This is a genomic window from Wolbachia endosymbiont (group B) of Sphaerophoria taeniata (assembly GCF_947179355.1).
Taxonomy (GTDB): domain Bacteria; phylum Pseudomonadota; class Alphaproteobacteria; order Rickettsiales; family Anaplasmataceae; genus Wolbachia.
In genome coordinates, this window is record NZ_CAMXAW010000001.1 from 105,247 (window position 1) to 129,499 (window position 24,253).

At 35.1% G+C, this 24,253-nt stretch carries 18 protein-coding genes and 3 pseudogenes; 12 read left to right on the top strand and 9 right to left on the bottom strand.

The genetic code is table 11. The features are described from left to right. The first annotated feature begins 713 nt into the window (after window positions 1-713). Window positions 714-1,985: an MFS transporter gene (locus tag ONG75_RS00550; protein ID WP_264375487.1), complete on the top strand. Its 1,272-nt coding sequence runs from the start codon at window positions 714-716 to the stop codon at window positions 1,983-1,985. 66 nt (window positions 1,986-2,051) lie between these two features. Beyond that, window positions 2,052-3,395 (top strand): DNA repair protein RadA, encoded by a 1,344-nt coding sequence (radA, locus tag ONG75_RS00555; RefSeq protein WP_052264751.1) that lies wholly within the window; start codon window positions 2,052-2,054, stop codon window positions 3,393-3,395. Between the two features lie 784 nt (window positions 3,396-4,179). Here the strand turns inward: radA and ftsY are convergent. Next, on the bottom strand, window positions 4,180-5,091 hold the full coding sequence (ftsY, locus tag ONG75_RS00560) for a signal recognition particle-docking protein FtsY (protein ID WP_264375488.1): 912 nt from the start codon (window positions 5,089-5,091) through the stop codon (window positions 4,180-4,182). 177 nt (window positions 5,092-5,268) lie between these two features. Here ftsY and iscU point away from each other — a divergent pair, with 177 nt between their 5' ends. The 4 genes from iscU to ONG75_RS00580 are packed head-to-tail and all read left to right on the top strand — an operon-like array spanning window position 5,269 to window position 8,374. Further along, window positions 5,269-5,652: a Fe-S cluster assembly scaffold IscU gene (iscU, locus tag ONG75_RS00565; protein ID WP_007302620.1), complete on the top strand. Its 384-nt coding sequence runs from the start codon at window positions 5,269-5,271 to the stop codon at window positions 5,650-5,652. 5 nt (window positions 5,653-5,657) lie between these two features. Beyond that, window positions 5,658-6,044 (top strand): HesB/IscA family protein, encoded by a 387-nt coding sequence (locus ONG75_RS00570; protein ID WP_006012614.1) that lies wholly within the window; start codon window positions 5,658-5,660, stop codon window positions 6,042-6,044. Further along, the gene (locus ONG75_RS00575; protein ID WP_264375489.1) at window positions 6,037-6,495 is read left to right on the top strand and encodes an iron-sulfur cluster co-chaperone HscB C-terminal domain-containing protein; all 459 of its coding nucleotides are present in this window, start codon (window positions 6,037-6,039) and stop codon (window positions 6,493-6,495) included. Before ONG75_RS00570 ends, ONG75_RS00575 begins: the two co-directional genes overlap by 8 nt. Then, on the top strand, window positions 6,473-8,374 hold the full coding sequence (locus ONG75_RS00580) for an Hsp70 family protein (protein WP_264375490.1): 1,902 nt from the start codon (window positions 6,473-6,475) through the stop codon (window positions 8,372-8,374). Before ONG75_RS00575 ends, ONG75_RS00580 begins: the two co-directional genes overlap by 23 nt. A 3-nt stretch (window positions 8,375-8,377) precedes the next feature. Here the strand turns inward: ONG75_RS00580 and lepB are convergent, their stop codons facing one another. Further along, entirely contained in the window at window positions 8,378-9,163 is a 786-nt protein-coding gene (lepB, locus tag ONG75_RS00585) for a signal peptidase I (RefSeq protein ID WP_064085447.1), read from the bottom strand. 199 nt (window positions 9,164-9,362) lie between these two features. Here lepB and ONG75_RS07855 point away from each other — a divergent pair. Then, a pseudogene (locus tag ONG75_RS07855) lies at window positions 9,363-9,476 on the top strand (TrbC/VirB2 family protein); the annotation flags it as partial. A gap of 92 nt (window positions 9,477-9,568) precedes the next feature. Here the strand turns inward: ONG75_RS07855 and ONG75_RS00590 are convergent. Beyond that, window positions 9,569-11,323, bottom strand: a complete 1,755-nt coding sequence (locus ONG75_RS00590; protein WP_214303292.1) for a reverse transcriptase domain-containing protein — start codon at window positions 11,321-11,323, stop codon at window positions 9,569-9,571. Between the two features lie 255 nt (window positions 11,324-11,578). Beyond that, a complete protein-coding gene (locus tag ONG75_RS00595) occupies window positions 11,579-11,710 on the bottom strand; it encodes a hypothetical protein (RefSeq protein WP_255521118.1) in 132 nt (43 codons plus the stop codon). 59 nt (window positions 11,711-11,769) lie between these two features. Between ONG75_RS00595 and ONG75_RS00600 the strand changes: the two are divergent. After that, a pseudogene (locus ONG75_RS00600) lies at window positions 11,770-12,018 on the top strand (TrbC/VirB2 family protein); the annotation flags it as partial. A gap of 2 nt (window positions 12,019-12,020) precedes the next feature. Here the strand turns inward: ONG75_RS00600 and ONG75_RS00605 are convergent. Together ONG75_RS00605 and ONG75_RS00610 are read right to left on the bottom strand one after the other, a co-directional pair. Further along, window positions 12,021-13,019, bottom strand: coding sequence for a pyruvate dehydrogenase complex E1 component subunit beta (locus ONG75_RS00605; protein ID WP_264375491.1), 999 nt, complete (start codon window positions 13,017-13,019; stop codon window positions 12,021-12,023). A 60-nt stretch (window positions 13,020-13,079) separates the two neighbouring features. Further along, window positions 13,080-14,411, bottom strand: a complete 1,332-nt coding sequence (locus ONG75_RS00610; protein WP_264375492.1) for an ankyrin repeat domain-containing protein — start codon at window positions 14,409-14,411, stop codon at window positions 13,080-13,082. A gap of 325 nt (window positions 14,412-14,736) precedes the next feature. Between ONG75_RS00610 and uvrA the strand changes: the two genes are divergently transcribed. Beyond that, window positions 14,737-17,556 (top strand): excinuclease ABC subunit UvrA, encoded by a 2,820-nt coding sequence (gene uvrA / locus ONG75_RS00615; protein WP_264375493.1) that lies wholly within the window; start codon window positions 14,737-14,739, stop codon window positions 17,554-17,556. A 36-nt stretch (window positions 17,557-17,592) separates the two neighbouring features. Here the strand turns inward: uvrA and ltrA are convergent, their stop codons facing one another. Further along, on the bottom strand, window positions 17,593-19,062 hold the full coding sequence (gene ltrA / locus ONG75_RS00620; protein ID WP_264375419.1) for a group II intron reverse transcriptase/maturase: 1,470 nt from the start codon (window positions 19,060-19,062) through the stop codon (window positions 17,593-17,595). A 524-nt stretch (window positions 19,063-19,586) separates the two neighbouring features. Here ltrA and ONG75_RS00625 point away from each other — a divergent pair. Then, on the top strand, window positions 19,587-20,291 hold the full coding sequence (locus tag ONG75_RS00625; protein WP_010405036.1) for a ComF family protein: 705 nt from the start codon (window positions 19,587-19,589) through the stop codon (window positions 20,289-20,291). A 115-nt stretch (window positions 20,292-20,406) separates the two neighbouring features. Here the strand turns inward: ONG75_RS00625 and ONG75_RS00630 are convergent. Beyond that, a pseudogene (locus ONG75_RS00630) lies at window positions 20,407-20,688 on the bottom strand (transposase); the annotation flags it as partial. Continuing rightward, window positions 20,666-20,926, bottom strand: a complete 261-nt coding sequence (locus ONG75_RS00635) for a hypothetical protein (RefSeq protein WP_264375494.1) — start codon at window positions 20,924-20,926, stop codon at window positions 20,666-20,668. The gene ONG75_RS00635 and the pseudogene ONG75_RS00630, both read right to left, overlap by 23 nt. A 245-nt stretch (window positions 20,927-21,171) precedes the next feature. Between ONG75_RS00635 and ONG75_RS00640 the strand changes: the two genes are divergently transcribed. Continuing rightward, window positions 21,172-22,251: an ankyrin repeat domain-containing protein gene (locus tag ONG75_RS00640; protein ID WP_264375495.1), complete on the top strand. Its 1,080-nt coding sequence runs from the start codon at window positions 21,172-21,174 to the stop codon at window positions 22,249-22,251. A 305-nt stretch (window positions 22,252-22,556) separates the two neighbouring features. Continuing rightward, window positions 22,557-23,888 (top strand): AAA family ATPase, encoded by a 1,332-nt coding sequence (locus ONG75_RS00645; protein ID WP_264375496.1) that lies wholly within the window; start codon window positions 22,557-22,559, stop codon window positions 23,886-23,888. Window positions 23,889-24,253: the final 365 nt, after the last annotated feature.

The window sequence follows — 24,253 nt, forward strand, 5'->3', positions numbered from 1 at the left end:
TATGTTGAAATATATAGAATAAAAAGTAAAAAAATATTTTAATGGTCTTCTCAGTTTTTTAAGTGAATTGTTTTAATGTTAGCAAAAAACCTAATGAAAGAGCCTACTTTACAAATTTTCCCAACTCCCTTACCATAAGGATAACGCTATACTATTTATCTTCGTCTGTGGAGATTAAACGACAAAAGCATAACGCAGTTGTCGTCTTATTTTTAATTTTTTGCACTATGTGCATCTTATTTCTTTACAAAACTTCCAGTTTTTTAACCATATAAGCTGAAACGGGCTGTTTAAGACAGGCCAATTTTCAGGATTAGAGCTAGCTAATAGGGGGTTTCTTTTGTCTTTTTTCTACTTGGTAAATTTCTTGATATTTGTAGCTAAAGTAATTTAAGAGAGGTGTCATCCCAGTGCTCCGACACTGGGATCCATTTAAATTTACGAGTATAAAAGTAATCAACGTTTCTGATGATGGAAAAATGGATCCCAGTGTCGGAGCACTGGGATGACAAGAAAAGGAGTACTGGAATGACAAGAAGGACATTCCACCATGTCATTCCAGCGGATGACCAGATTTTTTTATTTGATCCCAGACTGGCTGGTTATGCAAGTTCCAATTTTAATAATATTTACATATAAGCCATACGCTTGAGTTGCAAAGTTCTAAAAAGCAGCCAAAATAAAAATAAGTAGACATTTACAAATTAAACTAAGTGTACAATCAACAAACAAGAGTATTGATTGCAACAATACTCTGTAGAATCGCAATATGGTATGACCATATGCTCTTTATTGATCTGGTTAATATAATTAGTAGAGAATTTTGTTATGCAAAAGATATCTACTACAGCATATTGCAATTGTTTGGAATTGCAGGACTGGGTGCAATGGTAAGACCACTTGGTGCATCTGTATTTGGTCACATTGGTGATAGGTATGGAAGGAGAATGGCGTTAACGATTGCTATCTTGCTAATATCGATTCCTTCTAGTCTCGTTGCGTTTATTCCAAGTTATAGTAAAATAGGAATAACCTCTACTATGTTGCTTCTTACAATCCATCTGATACAAGGGGTTGCACTTGGCGCTGAGCAAGGAGGTAGCTCTGTTTATCTCATAGAGCATTTACCTAATAAGAAAAAACTAGGAATGTTTTTTGGAATAATAAGTTTTGGTCGCTCTATTGGCATATTGCTCTCTGTGGTTGCAGTGATCATCTGTAAAAAAACCACTAATTTTAACGCTTGGGGTTGGAGGCTGCCGTTTATTTTTTCAGCCATTTTAGGATTAATAAGCGCATATAGTATATATACACTAGGAGAAACTCCAGTGTATGAAAAAAATCGAGAACAAAGAAATTTACCTAATTTACCAATAATAGAGCTTACAAAACGCTATAAAAGAGCCCTGATACTTGCCATTTTAATATCTGTACCTGTTAATGTTGCTGTTGGATTTACCATATTTCTTAGAACAATTGCAAAAGAAATAGTGTCTGTTGAAACTTATGTAACAACGTATGTCAACGAAGTTGTACTCATTATAACCAGTATATTAATGCCGATATCTTCAATAGTGCTTGGAATTTTAGCTGATAAAACAGGAAGAGAACGCACTGCAATCTTATTTATAGTGATAACAATGGTATTATGTTGTCCTATGTTATCTATTGCATATTACTATAAAAGCTATCTTATAATCATGTTGAGTGTTATGGCTCTTTCTATAATCGAGAGGGGTATTAATCCTATAGGGATAGTTACTGCTGAGCTTTTTCCTACTAATGTTAGATTTAGTGGTGTTAGCTTATCACGCAACATCTCTTTTGCCTTGCATGGAGGATTTACTCCTATGATATGCACTTGGTTTACTATAATGTTTCCTAAAATAGACTTTGCTGCTGGGCTTTATGTAATTTTTTGCTTATTAGTCAGCTTAGTAGCAATATTGCAAATAAAACCACAAGATAAAAAGTGTGATTGGTAATTTTCTCTATTTAAATTTATTTCACTTATTTAGCTAATTTTTATTACAATTATAATTTTGGCTTTTATGAAAACTGCATACGTATGTCAATTTTGCGGTCATAGCACTGGAAGGTGGGTAGGAAGGTGTATTGCATGTGACAGTTGGGATACGGTTGTCGAAGAAATAGTACTAAAAACAGAAACGAGAAGTACATCTGCACCAATTTCAATAAAAGCGTTATCAGATAGTGAAATTATTACCCCCGATCGTTTTTTAACAGGAATAGAAGAGTTAGATAGAGTTTTTGGTGGAGGTATCGTTCAAGGTGCTAGCATTTTAATTGGTGGTGAACCTGGAATTGGAAAATCTACTCTTTTGCTTAGGATTGCAGCTAATGTTGTACAACTTTCCTCTTTTGAATGTCTTTATGTATCTGGCGAGGAATCTTTAGAGCAAGTGAGCCTCAGAGCAAAGCGTCTTAAGATAAATGAACCTAAAATTAAGCTTTTATCTACAGTATCTTTAACTGATGTAGTAGCAACAATAAGGAAAAATAAAAGTATTAAGTTCTTGATAATTGATTCTATACAAACTATGTATGATAGCAAAGTCACATCAGCACCAGGAACTGTAACTCAAGTCCGTACCTGCGCTCATGAATTGACTGTTCTTGCAAAGCAATATGGTGTTTCTCTCTTAATAGTTGGCCATATAACGAAAGATGGACAAATAGCGGGACCTAAAACCCTGGAGCATATGGTAGATACAGTACTATATTTTGAGGGTGAAAATAGTAATCAATATCGCATTTTACGTACTATTAAAAATAGATTTGGCCCTGCAAATGAAATTGGTGTTTTTGAGATGTCTAAAGCAGGACTCATGCCTGTTGATAATCCATCATCATTATTCTTGACCGTACATGATAGAGAAGTAGTTGGCAGCGCCGTATTTGCAGGAGTTGAAGGCTCAAGACCAATCTTAATGGAAGTGCAAGCATTAATAGCAAGGACTAATATGGCAACTCCAAGAAGAGCAGTAGTTGGTTGGGATATTAATAGATTAGCTATGATAATCGCGGTTCTAAGTGCTCGTTGTAAAATGTTTTTGCATGATAAAGAAGTATACCTAAACATTGCAGGAGGACTCAAAATACAGGAACCATCAGCTGATCTTGCTGTTGCTGCTTCTCTTATTTCAAGTTTAGTAAATTTACCGCTACCAACTTCTTCAATAATCTGCGGTGAGGTTGCACTTTCAGGAGAAATTAGAAATGTTTCGCATGCTGATCTCAGGCTAAGGGAAGCACAAAAATTAGGATTTAAAAAAGCGATTATGCCTAAAAATGGCAATTATTCTTCTCATGATATTGAGATAATTAAGCTTGGTCATATAAAAGAGTTAAAAGAGATCTTCAATCACAGTTAAATATTATCTGCATGAACATTTTGCTTGTGGGAAGGATGTTATCCCAGCTTCCATAATGTCATCTGAGTAGGTGACACTGGCTTCTTTTTTTACTGTTTTTACTGTAATTAAAAATTCATTGGATCTTGATTATATATTTCATCTGATATAAGCGATAATTTTTCGCTCTCATCATAGAGACTTTTTGCGCTAGCTGCTAATTTCTCACTAATTTGTGGTAGAAATTGTCATAATATACTCCTTAAATTTTTAAAATATATTTATGTTGGTATACAAGTATCAATATTACATTAATATAGTAACTTTTTAGGCATGAGTGACAAGCTGAAGTGGTTTTTAATTACTCAAAAAACAGAAACGTTTCTATTTCCTACACTTTCTAAAACCATAGGTACCAGTTGGTTTTTAGCTAAAGTAAAGGTCAAGTATCTGGAATTCTGGACATAAAATCCTCCTGTATAAAAAAGAGTTAGAAAAAAATGCAGTGCACATACGACAGATATACACTGAAGAATACATTTTTTAATAAGTTTGATTAAAAAGTCTGCAGACTAAAGATAGATTTTGAGCTCTTAAAATATCTCTATTTGTAATTATAATGAGATTGAAAATATGCGGAAGTAATTTTTATACGTTAACGGCTCACCCAACCCACTTGCAATCTGGATCCCAGACTGGGATGACAAGAAAAGGCTACTCAAATAGGAAGTACTGGAATGATACCATCTAAAAACGGCTTCTCATGATAATTAAGCTTGGTCATATGAGAAAATTAAAGAGATCTTCAATCAGATTTAAACAGCGCTTCAGCAAACTCTTTGCCAGTAAATTCCCTCAGGTCTTCTATACTTTCACCAATTCCTATAGCGTGTAATTTCACCTTATAAGCTTCTGCAAGCCCAATCACTACTCCACCTTTGGCAGTACCATCTAGCTTTGTTACAATTAACCCGGTAACACCAACCATTTTACTAAAGGCCTCTAATTGGCTATAAGCATTTTGGCCAGTAGTTGCATCAAGAACTAAAATAACATCATGAGGAGCAGTATCATCCAATTTCTTTATCGTTCTATGTATTTTTGACAGCTCTTGCATGAGATTTACATTGTTTTGTAGCCTTCCCGCTGTATCAATCAAAACAACATCAACGCTATCTTTTATCGCTTGATTTACAGCTCTATATGCAACACTTGCAGAATCGCTACCGTGCTCTCCAGTAACAATAGAGCAATCAGAACGTTCTGCCCAAATATTTAATTGCTCACTCGCAGCAGCTCTGAATGTGTCGCACGCAACAAGCATAACGGATTTTCCTTTTTCCTTATATTTATAGGCAAGTTTACCTATAGTTGTAGTTTTTCCATTACCATTCACTCCGCATACCATTATTATGTGTGGTTTTTTATTCAAAATGAGCGGCTGCACAACAGGGTTTAATATTGTTTCTATTTCGCTCATTAACTGCTGTGTGATAATGTTATGTTCAACTTCTGATTCAAATTTGATACTTGCGAGCTTATCAATAAGCAATCTAGAAGTTTTATGACCTATGTCCATGCTGATCAGCAGCTCTTCCAGATCATCTAAAAGCGACTGATCTAATTTTTTTTTGCCAGAAAAAATATTTTTTACTCCATCACTAAAACGGGAGGAGGTTTTTAATAGTCCTTGATAAAGATTACTTAATAAACTCAAGAAATACTCCTTCTAAAATTACCATATAAAGAATGACATGCACTATATGTATTTGTAAAGTAAATACACTAGTAACCTATATATTTTGTGAGTAAAATGTACCGCTTGCTAGTGTATTTTACTTTAGTTTTTAACCTAAATATGTTATAATGTAAGTAATGGTTTACGGGTAGTTCTATGAGTTATAATGAGAAAATTTTAGATCATTACGAAAATCCAAGGAATGTTGGTTCTCTGGATAAAAATGATCCAAATGTTGGTACTGGTTTAGTTGGTGCACCATCATGCGGAGATGTAATGAAACTGCAAATAAAGGTCAACGATAAAGGTGTTATTGAAGACGCAAAATTTAAAACTTTTGGTTGTGGTTCTGCTATAGCTTCAAGTTCTTTGCTTACAGAAATGATCAAAGGAAAAACTATTGAGAATGTAACAAAGATAAAGAATACTCAAATAGTGGAAGAATTGTCTTTGCCGCCAGTAAAGATACACTGTTCAGTACTTGCTGAGGATGCTATAAAAGCTGCTATTCATGATTATCAAAATAAACAAAAACATTGAGGAATATGAGTGAATTTCAAGGAGTAAATTCTGTTAAAAAACCTATCACTCTAACTGCAAATGCAGTAGAGAGGGTAAGGTTTTTATTGGACAAAAAGAAGCATGCTAACCTTGAAGAAGCAATAGGAATAAGAGTTCTAATTAAGCAAAAAGGATGCTCTGGTTTAAAATATGATATTGAATATGCATATGATGTTCGTCCTTTGGAGTCGGTAATTGAAGAAAGCTGCAGTGATGATCAAAAAGTCAAGGTGCTGATCGATCCAAAATCTATCATGTTTATCCTTGGCTCTGAAATGGATTATGTAGAGGAAAAATTCTCATCAGGTTTTATTTTCAAAAATCCTAATGAGAAAGGAAAATGTGGTTGTGGAGAGAGTTTTCATGTCTAGCAACCATTTCACATTATTTGGAATTGAACCGGCTTTTAACATCAGCTTTGATAAGCTGGAGAAAAAATATATTGAGCTAAGCAAAACTGATATAAATGAAAGAGAGTCCAAAAATATGGAAAATATCAACAAAGCTTATCAGGTACTGAAGTCACCGCTAAAGCGTGCCGAACATTTGTTGGATCTTTTTGACGTACAAAGCAAAAAAGAGCATCTTGATCCTGAAATATTAAATGAATCAATGGAAATAAGAGAATACTTTCTAGACTGCGATGATTTACAATTTGCAAGTAGGATGATTGATGAAAAGGTAAAAGATTGTACTAAAAACCTAATTAATGCTTTTGCTACAAAAAATTTTGATGAAGCTGCTACGCAAGTTTTTAGATTGAGATATTTATATAAGTCATTTGAGGAGATAAAGGAAAATGCGGCCAGTTCAAATTTCTGAACCAAGTTCAAATGAGGTAGTTTTTGGTATAGATCTTGGAACTACTAACTCTTTAATTGCCATGGTAAATAAAGCTGGCAATGTAGAAATATTTAAAGATGAGCAAGGTCGTGAACTATTACCTTCTGTCATTTCATATGAAAAGGATGTACTAAAAGTAGGCTACGATGTTGGCGAAAACGCTATCTGCTCTATAAAACGCTTAATGGGTAAAAGTGTTAAAGACTTGCATAAAGAAGGTATCAATTGTGAAATAGATAACGAAAGTGAAAAAGTTATTAGGGTAAAATGCTCAGAAGAAAAGTATCTCACTCCTATTGAGATCTCTGCTGAGATACTAAAAACTCTATGCAAGAGGGTAAAAAAATTCACAGGGATGAAAGTTAACAAAGCAGTGATTACTGTACCAGCTTATTTTGATGATTCAGCACGTAACGCAACCAAATATGCAGCAAAATTAGCTGGCATAGATGTTCTTCGCCTCATTAATGAACCAACCGCTGCAGCACTTTCTTACTCCATTGGAAAGAACAATAACAGTGGCATATATGCAGTTTATGACCTCGGTGGTGGAACATTTGACATTTCAATATTAAAATTACATCAAGGAGTGTTTCAAGTTCTTGCAGTTGGTGGTGATACTAAACTTGGTGGTGATGATTTTGATCATCTACTTAGTTTAATCGTGCTTGAAAAGTATAGAGAACAGGTAGGTTTAAATAAAAAATGCTCTAGTGTCATCCCAGTGCTCCGACACTGGGATCCAGAAAGTTTGATTGCAAGTGAACACACCAGAAAGTTATATAATAAGAACTGGATTCCAGTGTCAAGCACTGGAATGACACCATCTGATACAACTACCTACAAATTACAACATTCATACACTAAAACTGGTATCTGCAATATACGTGCTATAAAAGAGTACCTAAGTGAAGATACCTCTGGCACTTTTGAATTCAGCATCAATGGTGAATTATTTAAGTGCAAAATTACCAAAGAAGAATTCGAGCAAGCAATCAGTCCTTTGGTTAATAAGACTATAAATATAGTTACTCGTACTATAAGCAACATAGATCTTAAAATCGATGATATAAAAGGGGTAATTTTAGTTGGTGGCGCAACTAGAGTGCCATTAGTGCAAAATTCACTAATCAAACTCTTTGACAATAAAGTGCTGAATGATGTGGATCCGGACAAAGCAGTTGCCAATGGGGCAGCTTTGCAGGCTCATTATTTAACTTCAAACTCAAAAGATAGGAATATTCTCCTTGATGTGCTGCCTTTATCACTTGGCATAGAAACTATGGGGGGAATAGTTGAAAAAATTATACCAAGAAATACACCACTACCAGTTTCAGAAATAAAAGAGTTTACAACTTACGCTAACGGGCAAACAGCAATGAAAATTCACGTTTGTCAAGGAGAACGTGAAATGATAAAAGATAATAAATCTCTAGCACTATTTGAACTCAAAGGTATACCACAATTGCCTGCAGGTTCTGCAAAAGTTGAAATAGGATTTACAGTTAGCATTGATGGAATATTGACTGTCACTGCAAGAGAAAAAACTACTGGAGTCGAACAGACAGTTGAAATAAATTCAAGCTCTGGCTTAAGTGAAGAAGATATTCAAGATATGGTCAATCAGTCAGTAAGTAACTTTGATGAAGACATGAAGGCTCGTTCCCTTGCAGAGGCTAAAATTAACGGTAACAAGCTCATACATCTAGTTGAAAATGTTTCCACTGAGCAAAAGTTAAAAATTTTACTACAGAACGCAAAAGACGCTTTACAGGAAAATGACTTAGACAACATTAATAATGCTATCTCTGAGTTAGAAAACTCTGCTTTAGAATTATGCGAATCAGCAGACAGATAGAGTTCATAAAACTTTGTGAAGTACCCTGTCAAATCTCAGAGCAATAGGTAACCTAAAATCAAACGGCAACCAATCAACTTTGCCTAATTTAAACGATAAACCAACCATGCTTACGCGCCCAACTATATTTTCAGTTGGTATTAACCCAATCTCAGAAAACCTGCTATCAAAAGAATTATTTCTATTGTCTCCCATAACAAAAAATTGATCATCAGGCACATAATAAACTGGAGTATTGTATGATAACTTATTAGAAAGATTATCTATTAGAATTTCATGCTCCTTGCCGCTCGGGAGTGTTTCGATGTATCTTGCTATATTACGCTTTGACTCATAATCAAAAAAATTTTCAATTTGTCTTCGCTTTACTTTCTGATCATTTAAATATAACTCCCCCTCTATCATTTGCACTTTATCGCCCGGTATTCCTATTACCCGCTTAACAAATCTAATGCTGTCATTTCTTGTAGGCTTGAAAACTATTATATCACCACGCTCCGGAGGGGTATAAAAGATTCTACCGCTAAAGATGTTTGGAGAAAATGGAAAAGAGTGTTTACTATAACCATATGAATATTTACTAGTAAAAATATAATCTCCCTCAAGTAGAGTGCTTTTCATTGAACCAGAAGGAATATGAAATGGCTCAAATAAAAAACTACGTATTGATAGCGCAATTAGTAGCAAAAAAAACAGTGAAGATAAAAACTTTCTCGTTCTTGCTATCCGGTTCTCTCTCAATTCTTTCAATTTTATTTTCTTTATAAATTTAAGCTTATCATAACACATAAAAGTGGTAATGTGAAATTTTACTCATGGGTGTTATTGCTCTTTTTCGAAAGTCGAAATAAGCTCTCAAGTAATTGACAGTGATTGATAACCAATAGACATCATTTGCTATGCAATATTGTATAAATCACAATGCTAGTTTTACTGAAAATTATACTATTTTAGATATAATTATAATATTTAAACTTAAGGTATAGGGATGAACCCTACAATTAGAAAGGTTTTTTGTATTCTACTTATAGTATTATTTATTTCTTTTTCTCATGTTGGAAGTGCTGCTAACTCTAATGACGATACAACTGCTCAAGTAGTTATCTAAGTGGGAAAAGTCGCCTCTCCCCACTCGACTTCAGAACCGTACGTGAGACTTTCGCCTCATACGGCTCCTCTATAATTTGGTGCTTGTCATGCACACTTTCTATGTAATTCATCGTGACAATGTCCATGTAACAAGGATAAATTCTTTTTCATATTATTACGTCTGTTTCGGTCAATATGATGTGTTTCTAAGATATCATCATTTTTAAACCAAAGTTGACAATGACCACATTTACCTTGTTGTAACTTCAACAATTTTATTACTCTTGGTAGTTTATCTGGTATCTTCCTTAAACGATTACCCCAATAAACCCAATCGCCATCATATGGAGACTTGGTTCCTTTCACTTTGACATGCCTTTTAATAGCATGATCTCCGTGCTTAATAAGAAGAACTTTGTTATTTGTCATAAATCGCCAATTATCGTTTTTATACTTTTTAAAGTATTTATTTTTAATCCAGTATTTTCCTTTGGTTGGGTGCCTGTAGACTGCCCACTTCCAGATGTTTCTAAACATTACACTGTCAATAAACCTAAAGGTCTTGTTTGACACAACCGAAGAATAATATTTGCTCCACCCTCTAGTAATTGGGTTAAGCTGTCTTATTACTGTTTCTTGTGTTGATCCTCTTAATCCTCTAATCTTATGTTTTATAGTGAGTGTATGCTGTTTTCTGGATTCACGACTTGGTTTGACTAATAATTTATAACCCCTCTTATTATTTTTCGTAGAGTAATGCCTTATTGAGAAACCAAGAAAATTAAATCCTGGCTTTTCTCCATTTTGAGTATGAGAAATCTTTGTTTTTGAAGGTTTCAATTCTAGTCCAATGGTTTTGAGCCATTCTTCAACTATCATTTTTGCCTTCAGAATGATTTCCTTACTCTCATGTATGATGATAAAGTCATCTGCGTAGAAAATTACACTTAATGAGCTTTTTGCTTCTCTACTGCTTGCAACACCACATTTCATCTTCCTATATTGAAGAAGTTCACTCCATAACGTTTCTTTGATATATTGTTCTAATCCATTTAATGCAACACAAGCAAGTAACGGTGAGATCGTCCCTCCTTGAATTGTACCACGTTTTGTGGATTCAAATTTTCTGTTTTCCATTACTCCAGCTCTTAACCATCCTTTTATAATTCTTCTAAAGGTTGGTGTAGTGTTAAGTTTTTCCAACAGAGCATTTTGATTAATATTATCAAAACATCCAGAAATATCAGCATCTAAACAGTACGCTGTTTTCCAATTCAGTGAATTAAATATGGCTTCAATAGCATCATGACATGACCTACCAGGTCTAAAACCATACATGTTCGGTTCAAATCCTACCTCCCACTCTGGCTCTAGTGCCATTTTCATAAGTGTTTCTTTTGCCCTATCTGAGATAGTAAGTATACCAAGAGGGCGATATTCTATTGGTTTTCCAGGTTTTGGAATCCAAACACGTTTTGATGGTTTCGCTTTTTCTCTAACATTTAAAGAATATGCTAATTGCAATCTTTCTTTATGATTAAGATTTGCTTTTCCATCAATACCTGCAGTTTTCTTCCCTCTGTTATCTTGAGTTACTTTTCTGACAGCAAGTAGTTTTGCACTTATTGAATTGAGTAATAATCTTTGAAGTTTATGTACCTTCTTCTTATCATTACATATTGCAGCTTGGTAAATTCGCTTTTGTAGCTTAAATACAAATTTCTCAACTTTACGCCAAGGAATTGTATTCCATTCATACCTAACAAATTGTTGGTCTATAACATATTTACTACTATTCACCACTTTACCTTCCAAATTATAGTGTCCACGTCTGCATATCCCAAATATTACTTTGGGCATTAGCTTCTTGGACAATCCCTCCAATGTAAGTGCTTATGGCTGGCTGCCTACTTACATTCAAATGAATATAAGAGCACCTATATGGTTATCCCGTTTCACGATTTTGTTTCGTGTTAGACTTAGGTTCTTACTTTTTACCGGAAGCTGAGAACATCTATAATCAAAGACATCTAACTTTAATTCCTCGTATGCTTCATACCATTTTGGTCTATGCGTAAAACAACCTTAATTTCGCATATTCAATATAACGACAATTCAATCATAAGTTTCTCTCGTAACCATATCTAACTCTGTTTGCAGGAGTTTGCTATAAGGTTTAGCATTACCTGCTTTTATCTCATGCTTGCATCCTAAAGGTTGCCATTCTTTAAAATGTGAGACATACATTATCCCTGATGTCTAGGGAAGATGGAATCTAACCATCACAAAATCGCAACTTCGGGTCGCACATATGTAATATTATTGGCTACGTTTGGGGAATAGGTGGACCGCTTATGACCGTAGTGATAATAGGAGCAGCTTTACTTGCAATATTTGGTAGAATGCCGTGGCCTGCTCTTTTCGCCCTCGGTGTATTTTGCGCTGTGTTTTTTGGCGCTAAAACTATTGTCATAAAAGTAATGGGTGGTATAAACTCTACAAATGCCTCTTTTATGGAAGAATGTGGAACGGGAGATAAAAAAAAGAGTCAATAGGACTATTTCTTTCTAAAGCAGACTTGGTGCACAGCTTCAACTATATCTTCCACTTGTGGTAATGCTTTCTTTTCTAGGTTTGCAGCATAAGGTAAGGGGACATCCTTGCCGGTTACCCTTACGACCGGAGCGTCAAGGTAGTCAAATCCTTGTTCCATAACCATGGCTGAGAGTTCTGCTCCTATTCCTGCAAATGGCCAACCCTCTTCTATGCTTACTAATCTATTGGTCTTCTTAATAGAGTTAATAACTGTTTCAGTGTCAAGTGGTCTTAAGGTTCTGAGGTCGATAACTTCAGCTTCTATTCCTTCACTAGAGAGTAAATCTGCTGCATTTAACGCATCCATTAGTTTCAATGAAAAAGCAGTGATAGTTACATCCTTTCCTTCCCGTATAACAGCAGCTTTGCCTATCTCAAGTAGATAATCTTTATTTGATAGCTCAGAGTCAGGAACTTCATGCTCATGTCCATAAGCGATCTCGTTTTCTAGAAATATTACAGGATTAGGGTCACGAATTGCAGCTTTAAGCAGACCTCTGCAATCGGAGGCAAAGTAAGGTGCTATTACTTTCAACCCTGGAACATGCGAATACCAAGATGCAAAGCACTGAGAATGTTGTGCTGCAACTCTTGCTGCAGCACCATTTGGTCCACGAAATACTATAGGGCATCCAAGTTGTCCACCCGACATATAATTTGTTTTTGCTGCGGAATTCACAATTTGGTCGATAGCCTGCATAGAAAAATTAAAAGTCATAAACTCGACTATTGGCCTCAGTCCAGCAAATGCTGCTCCAACAGCAAGACCAGCAAATCCATGTTCAGTAATGGGTGTATCAACTACCCTATTTTCTCCAAACTCTTTCAGTAATCCTTTCGTTACTTTATAAGCACCATCATACTCTGCAACTTCTTCACCCATGATAAATATATCAGGGTCATTTTGCATTTCTTCTCTGATCGCTGTGCATAAAGCTTCTCTTACACTTAAGATTGCCATTTGTAAACCTGTAGATTTCAACTGAAATAACTATATCAAAATTACCAGGAAGCGCACAAGTTAAGTTTTACAAGCATCATGTTGCATTGAGCATTGAATACTTACTTCTTTTAATTCAGTAGGTTGCGGTGATAGTGCGTATGTAACTCCACCGACTATCAATGAAGACATCACAGAAGTTGCAATCATCAATAGAATTGGTAATTGGAAGGCTATACTAAAGGCAACACCTACTGTCAACATGATTGCAAAGTTTACAGAAGCAATTTTTAAGAAAGACAGTTGTCTTTTTTCTGTTTTTTCTAGTAATACTTTATTTGCTTTGGTTTTGCTTAATTCACTATTAAGTGTTGTATTCTCGTTTTCCAGATCTTTTATTTTTTGCTTTAGTGATTGATTCTCTTTACTGAGCTTATCAACTATTTCTAACCGAGTCTCATGTCCAGCTACGTCACTCTTTGATTTTTCTAGTTCTTTCTCAACATGTTTTAATTCTTTACCTGGCTTTTCTAACTTCCGAATTTGGCTATCTTTCAACTGAACTTGAGTTTGCAGGCTTTCTAAAGTTTGGTTATCAACTTCATTAGCTGCCCCGTCGTAATTTATTTCGGAGTAGGAAGAAGTATCAAACGTAGTTTCAAGTGCTAAACCGTTGTCGTCACTACTAACGCTTTCACCAATAGGAGTCTGTTTACCACTATATGTAACACTTCCTCTTTGCGGTGACTCAAATTTTTCTACCATATTCTTAACACCAGCATGTAAGTATTGCTCACTTACTATACTGTCACTACTTTCGCACGTCACAGGAGCCTGTTCACCACTACGTATGGTATTGTATTGTTTCACAGAATTTATAACATCTGCTGATACATCAGTTTTTTTCTCATGCTTTGTATAAAAATTTTGTTCTGCTTTCTTTAACATTTCCTCTATAGCTTCTTTATTCTCTGTATTACCAACTATCTCTCTTGGAGTCTTATTTTTACTTTTTAATGAAGGATTGACTCGATTGTCATTTAGTAACCGTTTTACCATGTCTTTATGTCCACAAGAAGCAGCAATATGCAAAGCAGTTAGCCCATCATTTTTAGAACCATCTTTTACTCGAGCGCTAACACTTGCTTTCTTTTTCATTAGAAATTCCGCTATCAAAAGATTGTTGCATGCTGCAGCAAGATGTAACAACGTCCAATCTTCTGCAGCTTCTTCTGAAAATTTTATACTAAATTGATGTTCTTTACTAAAATTTTTACTAAACTTGTTGTACTCTCCTGCATCTTTTCCTTTTAACTCATTCTTTATTCTTTCAAGTAAATTATCTTCATCCAAACCTCCACTTTTACTTACCTCATTTATTATTTCAAAAAACTTCTCCTTCTCTATTGCCACAACCTTTCCCTCTCAATTTATTTTTATCACTGCATAATCTCACAAAAAAGTTAAATTTATCAAAATTCTATATTTTATATAAAATAAAATTTCCTGTTTCCAAAAATTGGTAAGCATGTTTTTGATGAGATTGTAGAAAACATACTTTTATGACACCATTTGTTGTACGAACTAACTTGGCGAAAACAGATGTTCATATAGTTGTGTGGCAAAATGTTTTGCACTAGTTATGCTACTTCGTTTTCCATAACAGTTAAAAAAATTAGTAGCAAGTTGTTGTGAGTTTATGTATTTTGAGGCTGTAATGGTCAAAGGTACATGAAGTATGATCAGAGTTAAAGGTGCAAGAGAGCATAATTTGCAGGGTATTGATGTCAATATACCAAAAAATAAGTTAGTTGTTATAACTGGACTAAGTGGTTCTGGTAAGTCTAGCCTTGCATTCGATACGATTTATGCAGAAGGCCAACGCCGATACGTCGAAAGTCTATCGGCTTATGCACGTCAATTTCTTAATATTCAAGATAAACCAGATGTTGAGTCAATCACAGGCCTCTCTCCTGCAATATCAATTAATCAAAAGTCGATCTCAAAAAATCCAAGATCAACTGTTGGAACCGTTACTGAAATTTACGATTATGTACGTTTGATATATGCACGAGTGGGAATACCTTATTCGCCTGTAACTGGGTTGCCAATAACGAAACAGGCTGTATCTCAAATTGTAGATACTATTATAGCATTACCTTTAGAAACTAAAATATATATACTTGCTCCTATTGTGCGTGGCAGAAAAGGAGAGCACTTCAAAGAGATATTGGAAATTAAAAAGCAGGGTTACGTGAGACTAAAAATAGATGGTGAAACATACAATATAGATGACTTGCCTAAACTCGACAAAAACAAGAAACATGATATTTTTGTTATTGCAGATAGAATCTCCATGTCAGATGATATAGGAAATCGACTACCAGGCAGTATAGAATCAGCATTGAGGCTGGGCCATGGCTTAATGTATGCAGAAATAGTGAACTTACCTGATAACCACAATTCCGAGTATAAAAATGGTCAAACTTTAACTTTCTCAGAGAATTTTGCATGTCCTGAGTCTGGCTTTACTCTTGAAGAAATAGAGCCAAGATTGTTTTCTTTTAACAGCCCCTACGGTGCATGCAGTTCATGCAGTGGGCTCGGTAAAAAACTAAGTGTTGATGCAAAGCTAATAGTGCCAGACGAAACGCTCTCGATATCTGAAGGTGCTTTAAAGCCAATTGGATCAATGTTCCGTCAAGTGCATACAAACTATGGATTGCTAAAAAATGCAATTCTATCACTGGCTGAAAATTGCAAATTTAGTCTTGATGTTCAGTGGAAGAATATAGACCAAAAAGTGAAGGATTTAATACTTTTTGGCTCTAGAGAAATGAAATTTCAAGGTTTGGTCAGTATCCTAGAACGCCAGATGGATTACGATGCATCACTTATTGATAGGTATTGTTCTGTTACTGACTGCAAAGAATGTGCTGGCTATAGATTGAGAAAAGAAGCACTTACAGTGAAAATTGACGAAAAACATATAGGTGAAATATCAAGGCTCAGCATCGATGAATCCCTTAAGTGGTTTGGAAATTTATCAGACAAACTTACAGAACAACAAAGGCAAATTTCAAATAAAATATTAAACGAAATAATCAAAAGGCTGACATTTTTAAAGAATGTAGGGCTAAATTACCTTACACTTGACCGTGAATCTAGCACTCTCTCTGGTGGTGAAAGCCAGAGGATCAGGCTTGCTTCGCAAATTGGCTCTGGTTTAACAGGAGTGCTATACGTGCTTGATGAGCCCTCAATTGGCCTTCATCAATGTGATAATGATCGATTAATTACCACACTTAAAAATCTGAGAGACATGGGTAATACTGTGATTGTTGTTGAACATGATGAAGACACAATAATGGCTGCTGATTATGTGATTGATATTGGTCCTGGAGCTGGCGTGAATGGAGGAAAAATCGTTGCAGAAGGAACACCAGATCAGGTACAAAAAAATTCAGAAAGCATAACAGGACAGTATTTAAGTGGAAAGAAGGAAATTTCAATTTCAAAAAGAAGAAAGCAAACAACTCAGTTCATAAAGGTAATTAATGCTTGTGAGAACAACTTAAAAAATATAAATGTTGAATTTCCTATAGGGAATTTTATTTGTGTTACTGGAATATCAGGAGGAGGGAAATCAAGTTTAGTGATAGAAACATTATATAAATACTCAGCACACAAGATAAATCATTCATCTGCAAGGCATGGTCAATGCGACAAAATAGAAGGCCTTGAGTATATAGATAAAATTATAGAAGTTGATCAATCGCCAATTGGTAGGACCCCAGCATCAAATCCAGCAACATATGTTGGTATGTTTACTCACATCAGAAATTGGTTTGCAGGTCTCCCAGAGTCGAAGGCACGAGGTTACAATATAGGCCGATTTTCATTTAATACCAAGGGAGGAAGATGTGAAGCTTGTAAAGGTGATGGGCATTTAAAGATCGAGATGCATTTCCTACCGGACGTTTATGTGAAATGTGAGCAATGTAGAGGACAGAGGTATAACCGAGAAACATTGGAAGTTACTTACAAGGGAAAATCAATTTCTGATGTGCTTGATATGACAATAGATCAAGCATGTGACTTTTTTGAAAATCTTCCAATGATAAAGGAAAAGTTGATTTCTTTACAGGAAGTAGGGCTTGGCTATATAACGCTTGGACAGTCGTCAACAACGTTGTCCGGGGGTGAAGCACAACGAATAAAGCTGTCTAAGGAACTATCAAAGCGATTTACCGGGAAAACATTGTATATTCTCGATGAGCCAACAACTGGGTTACATTTTGAAGATGTAAATAATTTACTGAAAATACTCCATAGGCTAGTTGATTTAGGAAATACTGTTATAGTTATTGAGCACAATTTACATGTTATAAAAACTGCTGATTACATAATAGATATTGGTCCAGAGGGTGGAGTAAAAGGTGGCGAAGTGGTTGCTGTAGGAACTCCAGAAAAAGTTGCACAGACTCCAAAAAGCGTTACAGGCAAGTATCTTAAAACATATTTATTGGTAGGGTCGAGAACTGGCGCGCCTCTTTAGGGCTTGGTGGCTGATCCATTATTTTCATGTTGGGCCTCAATCCAAAATTCCCATGTTTACGTTTCCAGCTCCCGCCTCGTCAAACGCAGCATGCAGTTTTCCCGCACTACGCTTTCCTAGCAGATTCTTACCAAAGTTTATAACATCTTGTACTGGGGCTGCTTTCGGAACGTAATATCTTAATCTATAGTCTTTATATAGACCTAGTGTTTCGTATATCCATTCGCTACTCCACCTCTCCCAGCCAAATCCTTTTGCTTTTCTAGCTTTCATTAATTTGCGTCTTACTTTCTTCTCTACCCATAGTTTCACGTAGTTAAAGTTTCGACCTGAGTTTCCTATCCTAAAGTAGTTTGTCCACCCTCTCAGTATTGGATTAATGATATTTATCACTTTCCATATTGGTTGCGATTTGTGGTCGCGAAATACCTCCTTCAATTTTTGAAGTAAGTTTGTCCGCGCTTTCATCTGTGGTGTTGTTTGTACCCTCCACTTTCCTTGTTTTGTGATCTTCTCTCGAAAATCAAATCCTAGAAAGCTGAATGTCTCTCTTTCCTTTAGGTTAATTACTTTTGTCTTTTCTTTATTTACTTCTACCTTTAGTTTTGCTAATTCTTCTTGTACTCTTCTATACACTAATTTTTCTAGCCATTCCCATCTCTGGTGCCCATCTATCAGTATCACTAAATCGTCTGCCCATCTGGCGTATTCTATATGTCGATATTTTCCCTCTTTTGTCACCTCTTTTGCCTTCTCTAGCATTTTATCTACCTCATTTAGGTATATATTGCTTATTAGTGGTGAAAGTGGTGATCCTTGCGCTATTCCTCGTTTCCCTCCTACTTTGAGGATTAGCTTGATCAAGTGCATGATTTCTTTATCATTTACTCTTTTGGAAATCTTTTCCATAAGAATATGGTGTCGCACATTGTCGAAGTAGGATTTCAGATCTATGTCAATAACTTTTGTATTGCCTTTGATTGCTGCTTTCGATACTTTATCAATTGCTTCATGCGCTTTTCTCCTAGGTCTATATCCATATGATCCGTCCTGAAAGTCAGATTCAAATATTGGTTCAAGTATTAGCTTCAGTGCTGTTTGCACTATTCTGTCCCGGATGCAGGGTATGTTCAACGTTCTGAGTTTTCCCCCAACTTTTGGTATTTCCTTCCTCCGGTTCCTATTTGGGCTATAGGTTTTGGTTATTAGTTCGTGTCTTATTTGTTGAAGATACTTTTCTAAGCCTTCTGCCTCTATCGATTCAAATGTCACCCCGTCTATTCCTGGTGCCCCTTTGCTCTTCTTTGTCAGCTTATATGCTTCTTCTAGTGTCTCCATCTTGCAGACGTGAACATAGATTCCCCAGAATCGCCATTCCGGTTCTGTTTTCGCTTTGGTATATATCTTTCTTCTCAGGTCTTGTAATTTTATTGGCATTTTTATCATTTTTACCTTTACCTTCCTTTTTGTTAAAAGATTTCTACTAGTAGGGTGCCTTTGCTCCATGAGAGTTACCTCACTTCTTTACTACTACGCACCCATCCGCCACCCTCTCATCTTCGGTTCTTTTCCTGTTTTCCAGTTATAGAACCTACCACTCCAAGGTATTTCTCCTTGGGATGAGGAGGGCTTCTCCAGTTGCTTTGTATGTCCTCATTACCATGCTATCACTACCACCCCGCTGAAGTAGAACAATTGTATCAGTCGTTTTTCAACTGCCTATTCTGCTTTCGCCCATTGACCGCTGGCTCAGCCTTCAGTTCTTATCGTTTTCGAGGCCACCTATATGTTTGCTTTCGCTACGGCCTGGTAATTCGCCATTATCCTATGATAACGTTGTCGGTAGGCTTCAACATTTTGCTTTCCCTCCACATTGCTACCCTAGCTACAGGACTTCGACTTTTATCCTGGTGGGTCTACCTCCCACTGAACATACTTGCCTTCTCTGGACACACGATCAAGTATCGACTATTTCTTAATAATTAGGTTATGAGGAGCATTTTAAAAGGTATACCTAACATATTTAATTCATGAATCTTCTCTTATTAAAAAAAGCTACAGATCTCATATTTCCAAACGTATGCGTAAGTTGTGAACGTATAATTGATAAAAGTTATGATTTATGTAGTGAATGCAATAAAAAAATCAATTTTTTAACTAAGCATTACTGTAATGTTTGTGGTGTAGTAATTCCAGATAACATTGATACATGTGGTAAATGCATCAGTAACCCTTCACCATTTAAAGTATTAAGATCAGTTTTTGCTTATGATGAACATAGCAAAAATATGATTATAAATTTTAAATTTTTTGATAATTTAAATTATGTGAAAGTCTATGCAAAGTGGATGTACAAAGCTAACAAAGACATGTTTCAAAATGCAGAGGTCATAGTTCCCATACCGCTACATAAAATACGCTTATTTAAACGTAAATATAATCAAGCAGCATTGCTCGCGAAGGAATTAAGTAAGTTATCTAATTTATCTTATACACCATTTGCAATAAAACGTATTCGTCACACCAAACCTCAAGCTGGTCTTTCACTTAAACAGCGTGAAAAAAATTTGAAAAATACTTTTAAAGTAAGTAACAGCGAAATTATCAAAAACAAAATCGTGATATTGGTTGATGATGTAGTAACAACTGGCGCAACCGCAAGGTCTTGCTCTCAGGAAATTTTAAACTCTGGTGCAAGAGAAGTGAGAGTGCTATCGCTTGCAAGAACTGTATGAAAATCAGCTTTAAGGTATAATTTTCATTTTTGAAAACTGTTTAGTGTCTTAGTACTAACTTCTGTATCATTCCTCTTAAAAAAAAGTCTAGTTATAGTGTATACGGAGTCTATAATTATAGCTCTTTTTCTAATAGTTCGAATAGCTGAATATTCTTTCTGGCTAAATTTTTTATAACAAACCAATGATTTGATTAAAATCAGGAGAATATGGAGGCAGATATATAACTTCAGCACCGACACTTTTAACAAAGTCACTTATTTTCTATGAAAAGTTGCATTATCCAAAATCACCCAGCAAAAAGCTTGAACTAGCTATTAAAAACGTCTGTATCGCAATAGCCTTCAAAAATCATAGGCGCCATAATTTTTCCCTTATTCAAAGCTGCAATCATATTTTTGAATACTCACTGCATTCAGAAAAAAATAGGTACATGCTAGTGTAATAGCACTGGATGTAATAATTGGAACAAGTAAAAAAGCCTCTATTAGTTTTCTTATAGAGCTGGCTGGTTTAATGCTGTTATTATTCAATGATGCAAAATAATTTTCACTAAGGTTGGCCATCCATTTTGCGCCAGATAAGACCCTCTCACTATTTTTTTTAGATAAGTTGACTTGTATTTGCTTTCCCATGTTTATAATTATGCTAATAATAAATATGATAAGATCAATATAAATTTTTTACTTCCGTGTTTTTTCTATTGTTGTTTATAATGACTATAGTTACATCACATATTTCTTTCAATTAAATGGATCAGTTATTTATTGCAAATCACTGACTTTTTCAATGGTTTCTTTTTTTAAATAATTCCTAAAAATGTGTTTACTTTTGTTTGTAATTGTGTAGTAACTGCAACGTAAAGTTATAGGGGGTAAAGATGGATTTTGAAAATCTGAAAAAGATATTAAGTGCAATTGATAAAGATGCAAGTGTAAATAAAGATAACGTAATTAATAAAATAAAAGAGGTATTGCGAAGGGAAGATACAATAGCGTATCAAGAGTGGGAAAATAAAAATTTTAGTATAAATCATACATTCATCCAAAGTGATCCTGATGCCGAATTTACATTATTAATTGCAGCTGCAGCAGCTGGCTGTAAGGATTTAGTGAATGTTTTATTAGATAGGCATGTGGATGTTCATGTAGAAGGTGAAAATAGAGAGACTGCTTTGCATCATGCCGTTTATAGTCGATGTGTAGGTGTAGTAAATGCTCTACTAAAAAAAGGTGCTGATGTTAATGTAAAAGACAGAAGTGGTAGTACTCCTTTGCATTATGCTACTATATATAAATTCATAGATGTAGTAAATGTTCTACTAAAAACAGGTGCTGATGTGAATGTAAAAGACAGAAGTGGTAGTACTCCTTTGCATTATGCTACTATATATAAATTCATAGATGTAGTAAATGTTCTACTAAAAACAGGTGCAGATATTAATGTAAAAGATGAAAATGGTTGTACTCCTTTGCATTATGCTGCTGCAAATGGCTATATGGAGATAGTAAATGCTTTACTAGACAGAGGTGCAGATGTTTATGAGAAAGATAATTTGCAGAAAACTCCTTTGTATTATGCCATTATAAATCACCAAGAAGATACGGTAGAGAGTATAAAAGGGTTTTTAAAAAATAAAGTAGTTCAAGGTAGTGTAGTTGTTGGTGGCTTAGTTGCCATGTTAGGGAATTTTGTAACATCGACGCTTTTTATAACCGAGACAATGGAAATTACATTAACATCTGTTACGGCAGCAATAGCTGTATCTGCATCAACAGCATTAACATCTGGTTATGCTAAATATCTAATGTCAAAATTCGATAACGAAATAAAAGAAATAAAAGAGCGACAAAACGTAATGGAAGGGAGGCAAAGCTTAACAGAAGGGTGGCAAAGCTTAACAGAAGGGTGGCAAAGTGTAGATCTACAAAGCATATGTATACATAATGCTCTTTCGTAAATTTTTACTTCCGCACTTCTTTAGTGTTGCTTATAATAACTATAGATTTAGATCTTAATTAGAGGCTTTAATTACCTACTTTAAGTTATTGAATTTCTTATCATAGCATCTTTCATTCCAGTACCCTGGAATGAAAGAAAAAGAACACTGAATTAAAAATACAACATACCATCTTATATCTTAATACTGCATAATACCTCGATCATAGATTGATTAAGGATGCCTTAAGTTAGTCTTGCTTTACTATGAAAAGCTTGTACTCTTTAAATGTATTATTTATAAATTAACTGTTTATAAGCTAAAATATGTCTAATAGAGCTAATATAACTTTTTTTATAGCTGGTGCTATTGCTTCCCTTACATTAATTACATCTGGAGTTTTTGCTGTAGCTCCTTACGTTGCATTTTTATCTTCAGTTGCAGCTTTAAATATAGCTCCCCCTGTTATTTTTATTTTATTTGCGCTTTCTGCAGTAGTAATTGTGTTTTCATATAAAATGATTAAACAAAATAAAAAATCTCAAGAAAACTCGAAAGCTGAAGTCGAAGAGCCGAATAAAGGGTTAAGGAAAGAAGAAAATAAGCTAACTCCAATTAAAGAATTAGAAGATGGAAAGGATAAAGAAAATAAATACGGGTTTAGTGATCTAGAAGAAAAAGTTCATAGAATTTCAGAGAATTTTGTAACGAAAGATGAAGTGAATGGGTTAAAAAAAGAGGTTAGTGATCTTTCTGCAAGGTTAATTAATAGTCCTGCAACAAAAAATGAAGTAGAAGCAAAGCTGAATATGGAATTTTACGCAAAAGATGAAGAAAGAGGGTGGAATACAACATTTAGTGATATTATATTACCAAATGACATAAAAGAAAAGTTGAGAGGAATTTGTGAGTCAAAAAGCGGAGGATATCTCTTGTACGGTCCACCAGGAACTGGTAAGACTAGTATTAGTAAGGCAATTGCAAATCAAACTAAATCTCTGTTTGCGTTTATGTCTGTTTCTGCGTCTTGCTTGTCTAGTCAAAGGAATATAGATCAAGTTTTTGAGAAAGCAGAGACAAACAGTCCTTGTATGATTTTTATAGATGAGATTGACGGAGTTGGTAAAAAGCGAACTGTTAATGAGGATGCAGGGCCTTTAACTTATTTACTCACTAAATTGGATAAAGAGTTTTTATCCTCAAAAAATATAACGGTGATTGCTGCAACTAATCATAAGGATCATTTAGATACTGCGTTTACTAGGGGTGGTCGTTTGGAGTGTATTGAGGTTCCTGGGCTGGATAAAGAAAGTACACGTAGGGGAATACTAAAAGAATATCTCAAAGAATTAAGCCCTCTAAATATTGAAACTATTGTAAAGAGTACTAATGGTTTTTCACCAGCAAATCTGATTGGTTTAGCCAAGTATATACGAGAGGAGAAAAGTAAAGGCAAAAGCACTCCTATTTTCACTTTATGTGAAAGATTTAAGAAGGAACATAACATTGAAGATAAGAAGAATGAGAAACATAGTAACGGAAAAACTAAAAACAAGGATACAAGGCTATCATCTGGAAGCTTCTCTAGAAGTTCATCAGTAAGCTCTTCATTGAGTGATGTATCTTCTCGAGGAAGTAAGTGGCAAATCGAGGAATAAAGAGAATTACTACACAGTCTGGGATGACGTCATGCAAGTCGAATCATGTCATTCCAGTGCTTGACAATAGTTTTTATCCAGAAGGGTCATTGAACTTCTAAAAGGGTGTCATTCCAGTACTGGAATCTAGGAATTTTTTGAGCACGCAAGTTATGCCAAGTTTTTTGTTGGTAAGAAAGGCTGGATCCCAGTACTGGGATGACAGGAAGAGGGCTACTCGGGTGACATCGAAGGGGCTACTTGCATGACAACAAAGGGGCTTGCTTGCATAACTCAAATTCAAAGAAAAATCATTTAATGTCATTCCAGCGCGTGACGCTGGAATTCAGAAATAAAGAACAATGGATCCCAGTGTCAGCTACTCG

Bases quoted from the DNA above. Each gene is read 5' to 3' on its own strand.
- ONG75_RS00590 (WP_214303292.1), bottom strand. From the start codon at position 11,323: ATGCCCAAAGTAATATTTGGGATATGCAGACGTGGACACTATAATTTG.
- ONG75_RS00640 (WP_264375495.1), top strand. From the start codon at position 21,172: ATGGATTTTGAAAATCTGAAAAAGATATTAAGTGCAATTGATAAAGAT.
- lepB (WP_064085447.1), bottom strand. From the start codon at position 9,163: ATGTGTTATGATAAGCTTAAATTTATAAAGAAAATAAAATTGAAAGAA.
- ONG75_RS00595 (WP_255521118.1), bottom strand. From the start codon at position 11,710: ATGTATGTCTCACATTTTAAAGAATGGCAACCTTTAGGATGCAAGCAT.
- radA (WP_052264751.1), top strand. From the start codon at position 2,052: ATGAAAACTGCATACGTATGTCAATTTTGCGGTCATAGCACTGGAAGG.
- uvrA (WP_264375493.1), top strand. From the start codon at position 14,737: ATGATCAGAGTTAAAGGTGCAAGAGAGCATAATTTGCAGGGTATTGAT.
- iscU (WP_007302620.1), top strand. From the start codon at position 5,269: ATGAGTTATAATGAGAAAATTTTAGATCATTACGAAAATCCAAGGAAT.
- ONG75_RS00645 (WP_264375496.1), top strand. From the start codon at position 22,557: ATGTCTAATAGAGCTAATATAACTTTTTTTATAGCTGGTGCTATTGCT.
- ONG75_RS00635 (WP_264375494.1), bottom strand. From the start codon at position 20,926: ATGGGAAAGCAAATACAAGTCAACTTATCTAAAAAAAATAGTGAGAGG.
- ONG75_RS00625 (WP_010405036.1), top strand. From the start codon at position 19,587: ATGAATCTTCTCTTATTAAAAAAAGCTACAGATCTCATATTTCCAAAC.
- ltrA (WP_264375419.1), bottom strand. From the start codon at position 19,062: ATGGAGCAAAGGCACCCTACTAGTAGAAATCTTTTAACAAAAAGGAAG.
- ONG75_RS00575 (WP_264375489.1), top strand. From the start codon at position 6,037: ATGTCTAGCAACCATTTCACATTATTTGGAATTGAACCGGCTTTTAAC.
- ONG75_RS00570 (WP_006012614.1), top strand. From the start codon at position 5,658: ATGAGTGAATTTCAAGGAGTAAATTCTGTTAAAAAACCTATCACTCTA.
- ONG75_RS00605 (WP_264375491.1), bottom strand. From the start codon at position 13,019: ATGGCAATCTTAAGTGTAAGAGAAGCTTTATGCACAGCGATCAGAGAA.
- ONG75_RS00580 (WP_264375490.1), top strand. From the start codon at position 6,473: ATGCGGCCAGTTCAAATTTCTGAACCAAGTTCAAATGAGGTAGTTTTT.